At 42.4% G+C, this 15,840-nt stretch carries 18 protein-coding genes; 8 read left to right on the top strand and 10 right to left on the bottom strand.

Annotated features, from left to right (window positions below; genetic code table 11):
- Positions 1-78: 78 nt before the first annotated feature.
- The 5 genes from ACSYTJ_RS01245 to ACSYTJ_RS01225 all read right to left on the bottom strand — a co-directional run bounded on the left by ACSYTJ_RS01245 (position 79) and on the right by ACSYTJ_RS01225 (position 3,380).
- The gene (locus ACSYTJ_RS01245; RefSeq protein ID WP_491719960.1) at positions 79-738 is read right to left on the bottom strand and encodes an SDR family oxidoreductase; all 660 of its coding nucleotides are present in this window, start codon (positions 736-738) and stop codon (positions 79-81) included.
- Between the two features lie 123 nt (positions 739-861).
- Complete coding sequence (locus ACSYTJ_RS01240) at positions 862-1,215, bottom strand: iron-sulfur cluster biosynthesis family protein (protein ID WP_491717058.1); 354 nt, start codon at positions 1,213-1,215, stop codon at positions 862-864.
- 85 nt (positions 1,216-1,300) lie between these two features.
- Positions 1,301-2,242 carry a DNA/RNA non-specific endonuclease gene (locus ACSYTJ_RS01235; RefSeq protein ID WP_491719959.1) on the bottom strand — a complete coding sequence of 314 codons (942 nt, stop codon included), beginning with the start codon at positions 2,240-2,242 and terminating at the stop codon, positions 1,301-1,303.
- Positions 2,243-2,255: 13 nt separating this feature from the next.
- Positions 2,256-2,771 (bottom strand): methylated-DNA--[protein]-cysteine S-methyltransferase, encoded by a 516-nt coding sequence (locus ACSYTJ_RS01230; protein ID WP_491719958.1) that lies wholly within the window; start codon positions 2,769-2,771, stop codon positions 2,256-2,258.
- Positions 2,772-2,909: 138 nt separating this feature from the next.
- Positions 2,910-3,380: a C40 family peptidase gene (locus tag ACSYTJ_RS01225; RefSeq protein ID WP_491719957.1), complete on the bottom strand. Its 471-nt coding sequence runs from the start codon at positions 3,378-3,380 to the stop codon at positions 2,910-2,912.
- Between the two features lie 233 nt (positions 3,381-3,613).
- On the opposite strand from ACSYTJ_RS01225, the gene ACSYTJ_RS01220 reads away from it, so the two are divergent.
- Positions 3,614-4,765 carry a DUF3290 family protein gene (locus ACSYTJ_RS01220; RefSeq protein WP_491719956.1) on the top strand — a complete coding sequence of 384 codons (1,152 nt, stop codon included), beginning with the start codon at positions 3,614-3,616 and terminating at the stop codon, positions 4,763-4,765.
- A gap of 42 nt (positions 4,766-4,807) precedes the next feature.
- On the opposite strand, the gene ACSYTJ_RS01215 is transcribed toward ACSYTJ_RS01220, so the two are convergent.
- From ACSYTJ_RS01215 to ACSYTJ_RS01205, 3 genes are all read right to left on the bottom strand, one after another.
- The gene (locus tag ACSYTJ_RS01215) at positions 4,808-5,680 is read right to left on the bottom strand and encodes a tyrosine-protein phosphatase (protein ID WP_491717054.1); all 873 of its coding nucleotides are present in this window, start codon (positions 5,678-5,680) and stop codon (positions 4,808-4,810) included.
- Positions 5,681-5,798: 118 nt separating this feature from the next.
- Positions 5,799-6,989, bottom strand: coding sequence for an aminotransferase-like domain-containing protein (locus ACSYTJ_RS01210; RefSeq protein WP_491719955.1), 1,191 nt, complete (start codon positions 6,987-6,989; stop codon positions 5,799-5,801).
- Positions 6,990-7,143: 154 nt separating this feature from the next.
- Positions 7,144-7,749: a nitroreductase family protein gene (locus tag ACSYTJ_RS01205; RefSeq protein ID WP_491717052.1), complete on the bottom strand. Its 606-nt coding sequence runs from the start codon at positions 7,747-7,749 to the stop codon at positions 7,144-7,146.
- 163 nt (positions 7,750-7,912) lie between these two features.
- Between ACSYTJ_RS01205 and ACSYTJ_RS01200 the strand changes: the two genes are divergently transcribed.
- Positions 7,913-8,236 (top strand): DMT family transporter, encoded by a 324-nt coding sequence (locus tag ACSYTJ_RS01200; RefSeq protein WP_491717051.1) that lies wholly within the window; start codon positions 7,913-7,915, stop codon positions 8,234-8,236.
- A gap of 47 nt (positions 8,237-8,283) precedes the next feature.
- Here the strand turns inward: ACSYTJ_RS01200 and trhA are convergent, their stop codons facing one another.
- Positions 8,284-8,928 carry a PAQR family membrane homeostasis protein TrhA gene (gene trhA, locus ACSYTJ_RS01195; RefSeq protein ID WP_491717276.1) on the bottom strand — a complete coding sequence of 215 codons (645 nt, stop codon included), beginning with the start codon at positions 8,926-8,928 and terminating at the stop codon, positions 8,284-8,286.
- A gap of 115 nt (positions 8,929-9,043) precedes the next feature.
- Complete coding sequence (locus ACSYTJ_RS01190; protein WP_491717050.1) at positions 9,044-9,388, bottom strand: aggregation-promoting factor C-terminal-like domain-containing protein; 345 nt, start codon at positions 9,386-9,388, stop codon at positions 9,044-9,046.
- A 210-nt stretch (positions 9,389-9,598) separates the two neighbouring features.
- Between ACSYTJ_RS01190 and ACSYTJ_RS01185 the strand changes: the two genes are divergently transcribed.
- From ACSYTJ_RS01185 to ACSYTJ_RS01160, 6 genes are all read left to right on the top strand, one after another.
- Positions 9,599-10,507 (top strand): ABC transporter ATP-binding protein, encoded by a 909-nt coding sequence (locus ACSYTJ_RS01185; protein WP_491719954.1) that lies wholly within the window; start codon positions 9,599-9,601, stop codon positions 10,505-10,507.
- Positions 10,507-11,256, top strand: coding sequence for a DUF2705 family protein (locus ACSYTJ_RS01180; RefSeq protein ID WP_491719953.1), 750 nt, complete (start codon positions 10,507-10,509; stop codon positions 11,254-11,256). The genes ACSYTJ_RS01185 and ACSYTJ_RS01180 overlap by 1 nt, the downstream gene beginning before the upstream one ends.
- Positions 11,257-11,398: 142 nt before the next feature.
- Entirely contained in the window at positions 11,399-12,154 is a 756-nt protein-coding gene (locus ACSYTJ_RS01175; RefSeq protein ID WP_491717047.1) for a hypothetical protein, read from the top strand.
- Positions 12,155-12,222: 68 nt separating this feature from the next.
- Positions 12,223-12,669 (top strand): MarR family winged helix-turn-helix transcriptional regulator, encoded by a 447-nt coding sequence (locus tag ACSYTJ_RS01170; protein ID WP_491717046.1) that lies wholly within the window; start codon positions 12,223-12,225, stop codon positions 12,667-12,669.
- 259 nt (positions 12,670-12,928) lie between these two features.
- Complete coding sequence (locus ACSYTJ_RS01165) at positions 12,929-14,296, top strand: amino acid permease (RefSeq protein WP_491717275.1); 1,368 nt, start codon at positions 12,929-12,931, stop codon at positions 14,294-14,296.
- 162 nt (positions 14,297-14,458) lie between these two features.
- Positions 14,459-15,817 (top strand): amino acid permease, encoded by a 1,359-nt coding sequence (locus ACSYTJ_RS01160; protein ID WP_491720120.1) that lies wholly within the window; start codon positions 14,459-14,461, stop codon positions 15,815-15,817.
- Positions 15,818-15,840 lie beyond the last annotated feature (23 nt).

Raw genomic sequence — 15,840 nt, 5'->3', positions numbered from 1 at the left:
CCTGGTCACCATCGCTGGACTAGGACGTTTTTTCGTTGTAACTAGCTATTTGTTATTACTTTACCATAACTAAGGAGACTACTCAACTTGAAAAACCGAGTTGACTGGAGCATCCCCACTCGTAATTTCGTAAATGTGCTGCTTCGTATTCGGGTTCGCTAAGATTGCGACTATTGCTGATGCCACGTCATCACGGGGAATTGACCCACCGATGCGATCCCCATCGACCGCGATCTTGCCAGTCCCCGCATCATTGGTGAGCATCGTTGGCCGTAAGATCGTGTAGTCGAGTCCACTTGCCTTTAAGAAACGATCGGCGTAGTGCTTAGCCACGTAGTATGGTTGTAACGCCCCCGTCTTAGCCCAATAGCTGCGGTCATCGGCGGCAACGGCACTGACCATCACGTAGCGCTTGATCCCCGCGAGCTTAGCAGCATCCATCGTCTTGACCGCCCCGTCTAGATCGATCAAAAGCGTCATATCATCACCGGTGTTGCCACCAGAGCCCGCACTAAAGACGAGAGTATCGATCGAATGGGCCGTCATGATTTTGGCCATTGCCTCAGGGCCGCCCAGCAAGTCGAACTTTACTGGCGTTACGTGCGCTAGGTTGGCAACGGTCGTGAATTGACTTTCATCACGAAAGCCTGCGAACACGTGATCACCAGCTCGCGATAGCTTTGAAACCACCAGTTTACCTACGTGTCCATGGGCACCGATCACAAGAATATTTGCCATTTAAACAGCCTCCTTATTATTAATTAGTAAGCATATTGTATCAATTATCAGCGATTAATTATACTAATGCGACTCAGGGCAACAAAAAAACTGATCTCAAACGAAATCAGTTTTTAAGGCATGTTATTTAACACTTTTTTTATCGAGAATTGCAATGGCGGAATCGATTAATCCACTGTCGTTTTTCAACGCTAACTGGTTGTATTGAACCGTCAACGTTAGACCCGGAGCATCGATATATTGTCCTGAATAGCCCTTGTAGTAAATGGGACCCAAGTCACTGTCGAGTGCCTTATCAAAGTCTGGGGTAGCGAAATCAGCATCCACGACCACCAAATCAAAAGAGGTGTCAACGGCGCAGGAACCAACATCTGAGAATGGTCCGACCCCATCATCTAAGCTCAACAGGAGCTTGGAATTTTGATCAGCAACTTTTGTAATCTTGGCCTTTGCTTCATCAGTAATTACAATTTTCATTCAAGTAATCCCCCTTCATTTAAACTACAATTACTATCTTAACGATTATTGAAAATATGTCAATCATTTGATACACGCAAAGCTGCTAACGGTGTTTAAAGATCCGATGGGACTTATAGGTGCTGCGGTTATCACTATAATGGGTTTGATATTGACGTTCCGTCCTGCGTTTTTGGTAGTGTTGATAAGTCTTGTAGGCCGCATAGCCAGCCAAGAGCTTGCTAACGGTCGAATAATGGCGTTGGCCATTTTGATAGTAGCCGACCTTATCTGGTGCTGGAACGTTCATCGTATTATCGATTTGCGAACGGCCCGTGGCGTAATCGAATTTAATCCCTGGTTGGACGTTGAACAAGTAAACGTTAAAATCGAGCTTCCGATTCGTCGAGATGGCCTGCAAATGAACCCCGCGGGCCATTAATTCGCTGCCCCTAAAGATCGGTTGGACTTGATAGACGACCTTTTGGTTATCCTTCAGGGCGTTTCTGACCAGGGTCTCATAGATCGTCTGTAGTTTTTGATTGCTGAATGCCGATTGGGTAAAGAGGTTCTTCAAATTATTTTGATCGCCCGACTGCAGGCTCGCCTGGTAATTCCCATCGGTATCGATTCCCTTTGATAGGCTGTAGGCGATCAAGTGCCCACGGTTAATGATCGCATCTTTGTTGACGAACTTTTGGTGCCAGCCCGTCGGATATACCGTCTGCCGTGTCCGCAACGCCCCATCAGCGACGTTACGCTTTTCTAAGTATGCCGTATTCGCGGCTGAGGTCCGATTATGCGAATCTAAATTTGCATATTCGATCTTATTGGTCCGCCAGCTCGTCGGATCTAAGGTACTCTTGCCCCCGTTGACCTCGACGACGGCCTGCTTGCCAGATGAATAATCTAAATTCGGTAATTGACTGGCGGTAATCTTAGTTTCGCTAGTGGCGGTAGTCCCCGTGCTTTGCGAGTGATTAGTGCCACACCCGACTAGTGTGACTGCAACGAGCGCCGTTGATAATAATGCTACTAATTTTTTCATTATAATGAAACCCCTATTCCAGATCGTCTAATCCATTCATTGCTTCCATCTCTAATAATTGCGAACGCATTGCTGAACCCCCGCGGATACTGTTGTTCATGTTATTCGGGCAGATGACCCGGTGGACTGGGATGACCATCGTTAACGGCGAGTCAGTAACCGCTTGCATCACGACTGTTTCAGAGACGCCCGCCTTTTCAGCAACGTCCTCAGCAGTCATGAACGAACCATACGGGATCGTTCGAATCAGCTGCCAAATCTTTTGTAAGGCAGGATCGCCCGCCCCGCTAATGTCGATGGGTATGTCCAGCTGCTTTTCTTCACCTAGGATGTAGTCTTCAAAGCGTTCTACATATCCAGTCGTCACATCCCGTTGGTTGCGAAATTCGAACTGGCCATTTGGATAGAAGTCATAGATTTGCGATATGTGTTGATCTGAGTCTGAAATAAAATTCAGCCCATTGTTATTTACGGTAAAATATAATTTTTTGTCGTTAAACTTAATTATATCCCAATATAATTTTTCCATTTCAGTAGTTACCCCATCTCTTTAAATGAATTATAGCAAACCTCGTTCAGAAAATAAAAACAATCCATTCCACCCTTAATTTGTTAAAAATAAAAACGCCAATGGATAGCTCCATTGACGTTTTGGATTTGAATTTTATTATGGACGTGAGTAGCCCACTGAGTGCCACCATGGTGAGGAAACGTTTTCGATGACGACCCCGCGGTTTTGGGCGTTGATCATCTTACCATTACCGATGTAGATACCAACGTGGGAAATACTATGCTTGCTATAACCAAAGTATACTAAATCACCCTTTTGCCGATTTGCTGCCGCAATCTTTTTCGTCGTGTTGTATTGAGCTTGGGCAGTTCTAGCTAGGCTCTTGTGACCAGCCTTATAAACGTATTGGGTGAATCCTGAACAATCGAAGCGACTAGGCCCCGTTGAACCGTAAGAATAAGGAGTCCCTAGCTTTGATTTAGCCAAACGATACATCTGGTCAAAGTTTTGGCTTTTGCCAGCTGAATCAGCATGGACTGCTTTGCTCCCTGCAAAAGTAGCGGCAACGATGGTCAATGTTGCAACGGTTAAAATTACCAAGAGGCGTTTAGTTAAAGCGTTAATCATAGTTGAATAATTCCCTTTCCATTTTCGTTTTTTTATTTTTGCTTTAATTGAATAAGTTCATTATAAAGAATCAATACTACGGGAAGAATTCAACTAAGTTGCAATTTGATTAAGAAAAATTACAAAATGCGTCCATTTTTGTAATAATGATTATTCGACTTTGATAGAAAAATCGTCTCGTTTCGATTATAATAAATATGTAAATCAAATCTTTAGGTAAGAAGTGAATTTTAATGAATTTATACTCGTACCATTATTTAACCCAAAATTTCAGTAATTTAGGGTTTTGGCTATCAATCGTCGCAGCAGCGTTTGTGATCGCGTTCATCATTTTAGGAATTTTATACTTACGGAATCGGACTAACCTGAAGTATCGTGACTTCTTCGTTGTCTTGAGTTTCTCAGCTATTTTATTCGCCAGTCTGCAGGTCAGTAATTTCGTGAGCATGCAGTCCAGTTCTAGCCAGTCTGGCCAAACGGCGACCGTGTTGAAAAACATCAGTGCCCAAAAGCACGTCCCCGTTTCCGAAATGTACGCCAATTCGACGACGTTGCAAAATGGGATGACGATCAAAGCCGGTAAGCAATATTACCAAGTGACTTTTAACAACGACCAAAGCGGTTATAGCTTGACGCCCACTAATCTGGTCTACAACAAGCCTAATTACATAACTGCCAATCACTTTAGCTTTAATTTCTTGAACAACGTCTACGTTGAACTGGCGTTGAAACTATTGATCGGGTTCATTATGTTAGTAATTCAAATCAACCTCTCAGGGAAGGGGAACTTGATGCCGTCCAATGCCATCGACCAATTACAAAACTATGTTCTTGGTGGGATTATCGGTGGGATGATCTATAATGATGCGATCACGATCTTGCAGTTCTTCATCGTCTTATTGATCTGGTCATTGATCATCTTTGGTAGTAAACTGCTCGTTCGGCAGTCGGACTTCTTCAAGCGAATGTTGACTGGGAATCCCCAAAAGATTATTGCCAATGGTAATATCATCGTGGATAACGCCTTGAAGAACGGGATGTCTGGTTCGGACTTAGCGTTTAAGCTGCGGTTAGAAAACATCGGAAGCTTCCAAGACGTTAAAAGCGCCGTGCTCGAACAAAACGGCCAGATGACGATCACTAGTTACGGCGACGAATCGATTCGCTACCCATTGATTACTGATGGTAAGGTCGACGAATCCGTGCTCGAACGAATTCATCGGGATGAAAAGTGGGTCGAAGATCAGGTCAATAAACAAAACCTGACGATCGAACAAGTGTATCTCGGCCAGTTGATCAACAGCAAGTTGGTCTTGGTCCCATATCCACAACACAGCCACCGTTTTGGTGATAGATTATTCAAGTTAAATAAGAATGCTCATTAATAAAAAAGCACTTCATCAGTAACCCTGGTGAAGTGCTTTTTATTATTTCGTTAAATACTTAGCCTGAAGTTGTTTTTCCTGGGCGGCTGAAATGCCGATTCCCTTATGAATATAATTTTGCATGTTGCCATAGTACTTAGCGACCGTTGCGTAGAAGCGGTCCAATTGGCCAACTTGTTCGACGTACGTATTCTTATGGTGGTAGTAATTAGTCAATAGATAGTCGTTGTAAATCGTATCCTTATCGACGCCGAGCGCTGATAGTAATACGACCGTCACTAGTCCAGTTCGGTCATGGCCGTTCAAGCAGTGATACATTACCGCGCCGTTTTGATTGTTCAACAATAACTCGATGATTTCCCGATAAGAAGTCCGTGCCGAGCGATACGTGGTGAACGGTTTGCCGTAGGTATAGATCTGCCCCTCTTTTTTCTTTTCTGCCTTATAGCTTTGCTTTTCCGCCGCCGTATTGGTTGGATAATCAAAGTATTGCACATTGGCCAACAATGATGATTGATTGCCATCCTCATTTGGATCAGGGAGGGCTTTGACCCCATCCTTTTCGGTCAATGAACGTAGATCGATGATCTTATTGATGTTGAACTTCGCCACCATGTCCGATCCCGCTTGATTGATGTCGTTCAAGGCATTACTTCTAAAAATCGCGTCGTCCTTAATGTGTTTGCCATTCGCTCCTACATAACCACCCAGATCACGAGTGTTCCAGCTGATCGTTTCGTAGTGATGACTAGCCCGTTGCTTAGCGAACTTATCGACGCGCGCAGTCCATTCTTGTTCCTTACTTTGGGCGCTCTTAGTCACCTTAGCCAATGCTTGGTAGTTAACGAACGTAATCGCCGCTACCATCGTGATGACGATTGCCAAAATTTTTACCCGACTTCGATCTATTTTCATAATTCCATCCCTTTCCGTTTCGGATTAATTGTATCAGCCGAAGGTAAAGGACTTGTAAATTATCGGTGTAAAGAACGTAAAAACGACGGCCCATTAGAACCGTCGTTTAAAAATTCGATTATTTAACTAGCATTTTATTGATGACCGCACCCATCACCTTGATTCCAGCTTTGATTTCGTCAACTGAGCGGTTCGAAAAGTTCATCCGCATCGTATTCGTTTCTGGATTATCAGGGAAGAATGGTGTGCCTGGTACAAAGGCAACGTTGTTTTTAATACATTCATCGAACAAACTGTCGATATCTGGATTGCCTGGTAATTTCACCCAGAGGAACATGCCCCCTTCTGGATGGGTCAATTCAGTCCCTACTGGGAAGTGTTCTTGAATTGCTGCATACATTGCTTCACCACGTGCATGGTATGCTTCGGTAATTTGATCGATATGGGCCTGCATATCATTGTGTTCCATGTAGCGGGCGATCACGTATTGGGTAAAGTTATCGGTGTGCACATCTTCAAATTGCTTCAAAAGTGTCATCTTGGCAATCAATTCAGGAGCAGCACTAGCCCACCCCATGCGCAAACCTGGTGCTAAGATCTTGGAGAACGTGCCGGTGTAAATGACCCGCCCGTTCTTATCAAGGGAGCGAATCGGTGCAATTTGCTTCCCTGCGTATCTAATCGCACCGTATGGATCATCTTCAACTACGATGACATCATATTGGTCAGCTAGTTCGACTAAGCGTTGTCTTCTAGCTAGCGACATTGAATTACCAGTCGGATTTTGGAAATTAGGCACCACGTAGACGATCTTAGTAGTGGGGTGTTGCTTTAAAGTGGCTTCTAATTCATCCATCTTCATCCCATCTTCATCAACGTCAACGCCGACCGTTTCAGCACCATAGGTCTTAAAAACATCTAGTGCGCTTAAATAAGTCGGCCGTTCGCTAATGACTACGTCGCCTGGATTGATCATCATTTCAGCAATGACGTCCAATCCTTGTTGAGAACCGGTCGTGATTAACATATTAGCAGGATCTTCATCTAAGCAACGCGTCCGCATATACTTAGCGATCAATTGACGAAGGTGTAAGTTTCCTTGCGCAACGCTGTATTGAAGAACGGTTTGCCCGTATTCGTCGAGTACGTAATCCGCGGCATCCTTGATCTCTTTTACTGGAAATAGTTCTGGTGCAGGTAGTCCACCTGCAAATGAAACAATGCTAGGCTTACTAGCAACGGTCAATACTTCACCAAATGGGTTATCGTTGGTCAACGGCACTCTGCTTGAAAAGTTATACTTTGTCATATTTAATCCCCCTAAATTGAATCAATTTCATGTTAAATAGAATTATATTACATAATTTCATCTAATGTCAATTTTTTCAACAAAAAAACCAAAACTATTTTAGTTTTGGTTTTTAAGCATTATTTATAGGATCACTAATGATTTATTGAGGCGATTACTTAAAGACGCGGAAACGTTCGCTGTCTTCCATGAATTCCTTGTCACCAGCTGGGGCTTCGATTGAACCAAAGTCCATTTCACCACGAAGTCTCCAACTCTTAGGAATGTCGAATTCCTTAGCGATATCAGCATCGATTAGTGGGTTGTAGTGTTGAAGGTTAGCACCAATTCCGTTTTCAGCAAGGGCAGTCCAAACTGCGTATTGAGCGTTTCCTTGAGCTTGTTCGGACCAGTCGTAGAAATTATCCTTGTAAGCTGGGAATTGTTCTTCTAAGCCGTGCACAACGTCAGTGTCAGTGAACCAAAGAATCGTTCCAAAAGCGTTCTTAAAGCCATCGATCTTAGCCTTGGAGTTCTTTTCGAATGCTTCGTCGCTTCCCATGGCCTTCTTCAAGTTATCAGCAACGATATCCCAAACCTTGTCTTGGTACTTGCCAAATGCAAATACGACCCGAGTGGATTGGCTATTGAAAGCTGAAGGAGTTTCCTTAATTACTGATTCTAAGAATGGTACTAATTCTTCTGGTGATTGGCTAACGTTTTTACCTAATGCGTAAATCGTGCGACGCTTCTTTTCTAAGTCTAAAAATTCTTTTTTCATGGTAAATTCCTCCCTGAATATTACTAATTTGATTTGATGTTACTATCATAACACAACAACTTACTTTTTGTAAGTTAAAAGCAGTAAAAAATACAAAAAAGATGCCCAAGCCCAATATTCTGTACTATAATGAACTTGTAATGCTAATTAAGGAGCCATGCAAATGTATTACTACCTGTTCTTGTTTTTAGCAATAATTGGTGAAATGATCGGGACCAACCTATTGAAGGCCTCAATGGGGTTCACCCACTGGTTGCCAGCATTAGGTTCAATCTTTTCATTTACATTATGCTTCTATTTCCTTTCAATCGCAATGATTAAGATCCCATTGAACATTGCATATGCCACTTGGAGCGGTGTTGGTCTGATTTTAGCGACCGTCGTATCCGTTCTGATCTGGAAGGATCAAATTACAATCATCACGGTGCTAGGACTCACCTTGATTATCGCGGGCGTGGTTATCTTAAACGTCTTCGAACCAAAATAAAAAGAGCTTTGATTACTTCAGTTAAGTGATCAAAGTTCTTTTTATATTTATACATAAAAATAAATTGAAAAATACATTAAAATCGTGCCTATCATTACAAAAATATGCCAGATGACATGACCAAACGGAATGGCCCGAAAGCTATAGATGACGGAGCCGACCGTAAATGCGATTCCGCCGAGCAGCAATAAGATAAACCCATGCCAACCCAATCCCTGAAGTAAACGATGGATGCCTAGCACACAAAACCATCCCATGACCACATAGATTACGGTCGAAGCCACTTTGAACCTACCCATCCAGATCGACTTATAGATGATTCCTGAGATTGCCATGAACCAAATCACCCCGAAGATCACCCAGCCTAGCTTCCCACCAATCGTTACCAACGAATATGGTAAGTAGGTCCCAGCGATCAACAGGTAAATTGCCGAATGGTCAAAAATTTGAAAAACGTGTTCAGCCTTAGTGAAGTATAGGCTATGGAAGAGCGTTGATGCTAAATAAAAAATGATCAACAACGCCCCATAGATCGAAAAGGTCGTAATCCGCATCGCCCCACCCTCATGGACGCCGTGAACGATCAAAACGATCGCAGCTGCAATGCTTAATCCGACCCCGATACCATGGGTAATCGCACTCAAAATTTCATTGATCAGTAGGTATTTTTTGTTGTTTAAAAAAGCAGGCATCTTATCCATGACAAAAAATCCTCTCTAATAATTATTAGTTCTATTATACTCAATAAATCAAAAAAAAGACCATGTTTTATTAATAAACATGGTCCTTTAAAGGTTTATTTAAATTTTAATACCAGTTATGTGATAACCAGTGCTTTTTAGCGTTTGACCAACTGCCATAACGACTTAAAACGTATTTATCAGCAGCCTTTTCTTGGTTTGCAGCTGAGTAGTTACCATGTAATAAACCAATTCCCAATTGGTATTTACCATAGTACTTACCATTTCTGGCGGTGTATGAGTTCTTTGATTCGTGCCATGCGATCCATTTCTTAGCAGCTGCGTCACTCTTTGATAAAGTCGTCGTAGCATCTGCACTGGCAGTGGTTTCAGTTTCGTGTGAAGTAGCGATAAATGAGCCAAACATTGAGGCGGTAGCTAGAATAGTAAAAACAATTTTTTTGATTAACATATAAGAAAGATTTTCCTCCTTGAGATTCGTATCCATGATTTTATTCGTTCGTTTCAATGTTTTATACTTTACAGTAAAAATCTTACGCAATCGTTATCAAAATATTACAGGTTAATTACATGTTATTACGATTATGAAATAAAAAGGTTGCTATTTAAAACTAATATGATATAGTTAGTTACATAAGTAATTAACTAAAGGAGAAGTGAAATGGCAATTTTAGAAGTAATTAACTTGAATAAAAAATATGGCCGCAAGCAAGTGCTCCATAACGTTAGCTTTGAGATTCCAGCCGGGCAGATCCTTGGTTTGATCGGACCGAATGGGGCTGGTAAGTCGACGATTATGAAAACGATCGTGGGATTGACGAGCTATAGCCTAGGCAAGATTACAATTGATGATCAAACCCTGACTAAGCATAATCGCAAGGCACTAGCAAGCGTTGGGACAATGATCGAAACCCCCGCCCTTTATGATAATTTAACCGGGATCGAACATTTACACCTCTATAATGAGGGCAAGACCACGAAGGAAGAGATCCATCAAATCATGAAGGAAACCCAAATTGAACGATTCGCCAATCAGAAGGCAAAGAAGTACTCATTAGGGATGCGCCAAAGATTAGGAATCGCAATTACGTTATTGAACCATCCCAAATTACTGATCTTAGATGAACCAATGAATGGTTTGGATCCGCAATCGACCCATGACCTCCGTGACCTCTTGTTGAGGCTTGCGAGCCGTGGAATCAGCATTTTGATTTCCAGTCACCTCTTAGATGAACTCGCTCGGATCGCTGATTCATACGTTGTCATCAATCACGGTCGCGTGGTTAAACAAGCCAGTGCTGCTGATTTCCTTTCAAGTGACAATCAATTAGTTAAGATTGAAACCACCGATGTTAATGCAGCAGCTAACGTATTGAAAAGCGCTGGCTTCGATGCCCGCATTAACGATAAAAAAGTTGAAGTGCCCGCTAAGCAAGACACGTTGAACGATGTCCTAGTCGTCTTGGTGAACGCACAAATTAAAATTACGAATGTCCAAATGGCTAGCGCTGACTTGGAAGAATCACTACTCAAATTATTAACGGCTGATAATCAAAAGGAGGTAAAATAATGTTCACGCTACTAAGACAGGAAGGCTACAAGGCCATCAAGGGTAAATCGATCTGGATTTCACTGATCTTATTGTTGGCCTATCAATTATTGATTACAATCGCGATCAAACAGTTCAAGATCATTAGCCCCACTGAATTTTTAACCACCAATGGGCAATCGAGATCGATCGTTGAAATCATCATGGTCGTGATTGCTAGTACGATCATTACCAATGAATTCGTTAATAAAACCATCAAAAACCTATTGGCTAGACAATACTCTAGACTCCAGGTGTACTTAAGCAAGATCATCACCCTCGTTTGGATCTATGCGATCATTGTCATCGTTAACAATTGCTTCACGTTCGTTTTGAAATTGATCTTCTTTAACAATACGGCAGTTAGCGACCACATGATTAAAGAAATGGTCAACGCAGGAGTTGGTCAAGCGATCTATGTATTCTTAATCGCTAGCTTCGTATTGTTGATCAGCAACATTGCCAAAAGCTCTGGGGCTTCGATTGGAGCTGGGGTCGCATCCATTTTCGCCACCCAGATCATCAGTCAGCTCCTCGCAATCTTGATCAATAAGTATGAATGGGTCAAATATAATCCGTTTAACTTCTTCATGGTCGAGAACCAATACGATACAAGCGCATTCAAAGAATTAACCCACCTATCCTTGAAAATGATTACAGCAGGAGCATTCGTTTATGGAATTATCTTCATCGCCCTGGGCTACCTGATCTTTAACAAACGCAATATCTAATCCACCCGAGCTTAAATCATTTCATAATAATGATTTAAGCTTTTTGTTTGCAATCTAATCTCTATTGACTGGATATCAAAAAGTGATAAACTCTAAATATTATATTAATATTAGATTTTACTAGGATCAGGAGGTCCGCGTTTTGTTTACTGCTATTAAAGAAACGTTTGCCAAGCGGGGCAAGCTCACGCTTATCTTTGGTGCGATTTTAGCACTGTACATTATCATCGTCGCTTTTTGGGGAGCGTTCGGTGATTTAATCAACGCCGATAACTTCTTTCAATCACTCGGGACCGCTAACGTGGTTATTGGGATGTTAATGATGATTCTTGCTAGCCTCTCGTTCGGAAGTTCCCATACCCGTGAATTTCTCGCTAAGTTAATTGACGAAGGCCATCACAAAGCAATCGTGTTTTTAGCACAAATTATTTTCTTGGCCGTATCATATGGCTTCTTCTTGCTAATCAGCATTGCCCTAGTGATCGGACTTCAAGTATCGCTATTTAAGGGGCAAGGGATGCAATCATTCGCCCAGTTCAATACCGTTATCTACGGGAATGCGATTCACATGTTTATCATGAGTGCGATGATCATCTTCTTCATGGTGTTGTTTAGAGGCATCAAGAGTCAACTAGGGGCCGTTGCGACTGGAATCGGGATTAACTATGGTGGTCTAGGGGTTGCTTGGATCGGATTTTTATTCGTTTACCGCTACCGCCTATTAAAATGGGAACCCTTCAACTTCTTAATGGTTGAAAACCAGTTGATCAAACCAATTAACCATACTTTGACTAAGCTATACCGTCCAGAAGCAATCTCAGGAAGCCTTATCTATGGGATTATATTTACACTTTTAGCTTTATGTCTCTTTTTATATATGAAGCCGATAAAGCGTTAAAATTCACTATTTTTCTGGTATAATTAATAGTACGTTCAAAATTTTTAATTAAGCCAGGAGGAGATATTGTGGACTTTAGTATCGATTTAGATAAACAACTCTGTTTCCAAGTATCTAGAACCCACCAGTTATATAATAAGTTATACCAAAAACCATTAAAGCAATTTAATTTAACTTACGTTCAATACATTACTTTATTGACCCTTTGGAAAAAAGATGGCGTAACCGTTAATACGTTAAGCAAGGAGCTTGATTTAACTAACGGGACTTTAACCCCACTGTTAAAACGCTTAGAAAAAGCAGGTTGGATCACTAGAAAACGCGATCGACAAGATGAAAGACGTCTGATCGTATCGCTTACTCCACACGGCCAAGAGCTACAGGGTAAAATTACCAATTGTACAGAAATGTGCCTAAATGAGATGGGCTACACTAACGAAGAATTCAAAAAAGCGCTCAAGAACGTCCAAGACATTCAAAACCGCCTACAAACCGCAATTGATAATCAAGAATAAATAAAAAAGTTCCCCACTGAGGGAGCTTTTTTTTGTCCCCTTTTTAACCTTTTTCCGTACTATTTCAGAATTTAATACAAATTCATTCGTTTTTAGGGTAGAATAGAAAGTGTTAAGTTTTATTTTTTAGTTTTTATCGACTTGACTAAATAATGGGTCTTCTTGTAAGATACTATTACAATTTTTAAAAATCTTTAAAGAAGGTGTAAATGTGTCAGAAAAGAACGAAGAACTAGAACGTAAGTTAGCTCCTCGTCATATGCAAATGATTGCCCTTGGTGGAACGATCGGGGTCGGACTATTTATGGGGGCTTCCTCCACGATCAATTGGACCGGTCCTTCAGTATTGTTAGATTACGCATTGGCGGGGGTCTTCTTATACCTCATCATGCGTGCACTGGGTGAAATGCTTTATGTGCACCCAGTTACTGGGGCATTTTCTCAATTCGCGACCCTCTATATGCATCCCGTATTCGGATACTTAACCGCTTGGAGTAATATCTTCCAGTGGGTATTAGTCGGAATGAGTGAAGTGATCGCGATTGGTACCTATTGTCACTTCTGGTGGCCAAACCTCCCTGGGTGGGTCCCTGGAGTGATCGCCATCGTCAGTTTATGTTTAGCGAACCTCTTCTCCGTGAAGTCATTTGGAGAACTTGAATACTGGTTCGCATTGATCAAGGTCGTTACGATCGTCTTAATGATCGTAGCCGGCCTAGGGGTCATCATCTTTGGGTTCGGCCACAACGGTCACCCAGTTGGAATTAGTAACCTTTGGAAGAACGGTTTCTTCGCTGGTGGAATCAAGGGCTTCTTGTTCGCCCTCGCCATCGTATTGGGTTCTTATCAAGGGGTTGAATTAATTGGGGTAACAGCTGGTGAAGCCGATAACCCTAAGAAGTCAATCGTTGAAGCAATTCAATCTACGATCGGTCGGATCTTGATCTTCTATATCGGAGCAATCTTCGTGATCGTTTCCATCTACCCATGGGACAAGATCGGGACGTTAGGTTCACCATTCGTGTTGACCTTCTCCAAGCTTGGAATCACCGCTGCTGCTGGAATCATTAACTTCGTGGTCTTGACCGCTGCGCTTTCTGGTTCTAACTCCGCGATCTACAGTTCCAGTCGGATGACCTACCTGCTTTCAAAGGAAGGCAAGTTACCTAAGAAGTTCTTGGAACTCACTAAGAGCGGGGTGCCATTGTACACCGTCTTGGCCGTTTCAGCCGGAATCTTCGTTGGGGTCATCTTGAACGTCGTCTTACCACTATTCGTTAAGAACGCATCGGACATTTTCGTGTTGGTATACAGTTCTAGTATCCTTCCTGGGATGGTCCCATGGTTCGTGATCCTAGTGAGTGAAATGCGGTTCAGAAAGTTGCATCCAGAAGAACTAGAAGGCCATCCATTCCAGATGCCTTGGTCTCCATACACTAATTACATCACCCTCTTCGTGTTGTTCGTCACTTTGATCTTCATGGTGATCAACAGCGATACGCGAGTACCAGTAATTATCGGTGCGATCTTCTTAGCCGTAATGACAATCATTTACTTTGCTAAGTACAACCAAAGCGATTTAGAACAACGGCGTAAGAATCAAGGAAAAGAAATTTTTGATAAATAAATAATTCAAACAGCGTCCCTGCTTAGCCAGGGGCGTTTTTTTATTCATCCTTGACAAATGAACAGTTGTTCATTAATATTGTACTGTTGACTTTATTTGAGGAAGTGTTTAGTTGTGTCAGAAAAAGATTCAAATTTAAAGCGGGGCCTCGCACCCCGCCATATGCAAATGATTGCGTTAGGAGGAACAATCGGGGTCGGCCTGTTCATGGGTTCATCATCTACGATTGGTTGGACAGGACCATCCGTATTGATCGACTACGCGATTGCAGGAATTTTTCTATACTTAATCATGCGTTCGCTCGGTGAAATGCTCTATGTTCACCCCGTAACTGGATCATTCGCCCAATTTGCGAACCAGTACATGCACCCCGTTTTCGGATACCTAACCGCTTGGAGCAATATTTTCCAATACATTGTCGTTGGAATGAGTGAAGTGATTGCGATTGGGACCTATTGTAAATTCTGGTGGCCAGGATTACCTGGTTGGATTCCAGGATTGATCGCCATTATCTCACTAGCGGTTGCGAACCTAATTTCCGTTAAGGCCTTTGGGGAACTCGAATACTGGTTCGCCATGATCAAGGTCGTTACGATCGTCTTAATGATCATTGCTGGACTGGGGGTCATCATCTTCGGGTTCGGCCATGGTGGTCATCCAGTCGGCATCAGTAACATTTGGAAGTACGGTTTCTTTACCGGTGGCATCAAGGGCTTCTTCTTTGCCCTCGCGATTGTATTGGGTTCGTATCAAGGAATTGAGTTGATCGGGGTCACTGCTGGTGAAGCCGCCAACCCTAAGAAATCATTGATCGAAGCGATTCAATCCACGATCGGTCGGATCTTGATCTTCTACATTGGAGCGATCTTTGTGATCCTTAGTATCTACCCTTGGGATAAGATCGGTGAAATTGGTTCACCATTCGTGGAAACCTTCGCTAAGCTCGGAATCACGGCTGCGGCTGGAATCATTAACTTTGTGGTCTTGACCGCTGCGCTTTCTGGTTCTAATTCTGGAATCTACAGTGCCAGTCGGATGACATTGCTACTCGCCGAAGACCACAAGTTGCCAAAGCGCTTCTTGAAGATTAACCGCCATGGAGTGCCATTCTATGCGGTCGGTGCAATTTCACTAGGAATCTTTGTTGGGGTCATCTTAAACTTCATCCTCCCAATTTTCTTCAAGAGTGCTGGTGAAATCTTCGTAATGGTCTATAGTTCGAGTGTGCTCCCTGGAATGGTGCCTTGGTTCGTCATCTTGATCAGCCAAATTCGGTTCAGAAGGTTGCACCCCGAAGAAATGAAGGGCCATCCATTTAAGATGCCCCTTTCTCCATATACGAATTACATCACGATTTTCTTCTTGATCTTAACGCTTATTTTCATGTTCTTTAACGATGCAACGCGGGTCCCATTGATCATCGGGATCATATTCTTAGCCATCATGACGATTATCTACTTTGCGAAATACAACCAAAGTGATATTGAAAAAGCCAAAAAGAGCAGTGATGATCTATACTAAATAAAAAGCTGATGTTACTCATT

The organism is Nicoliella sp. ESL1113 (assembly GCF_058509245.1).
Note: the sequence above shows the minus strand (reverse complement) of the source record. Positions and strands in the feature narration are given on the sequence as shown.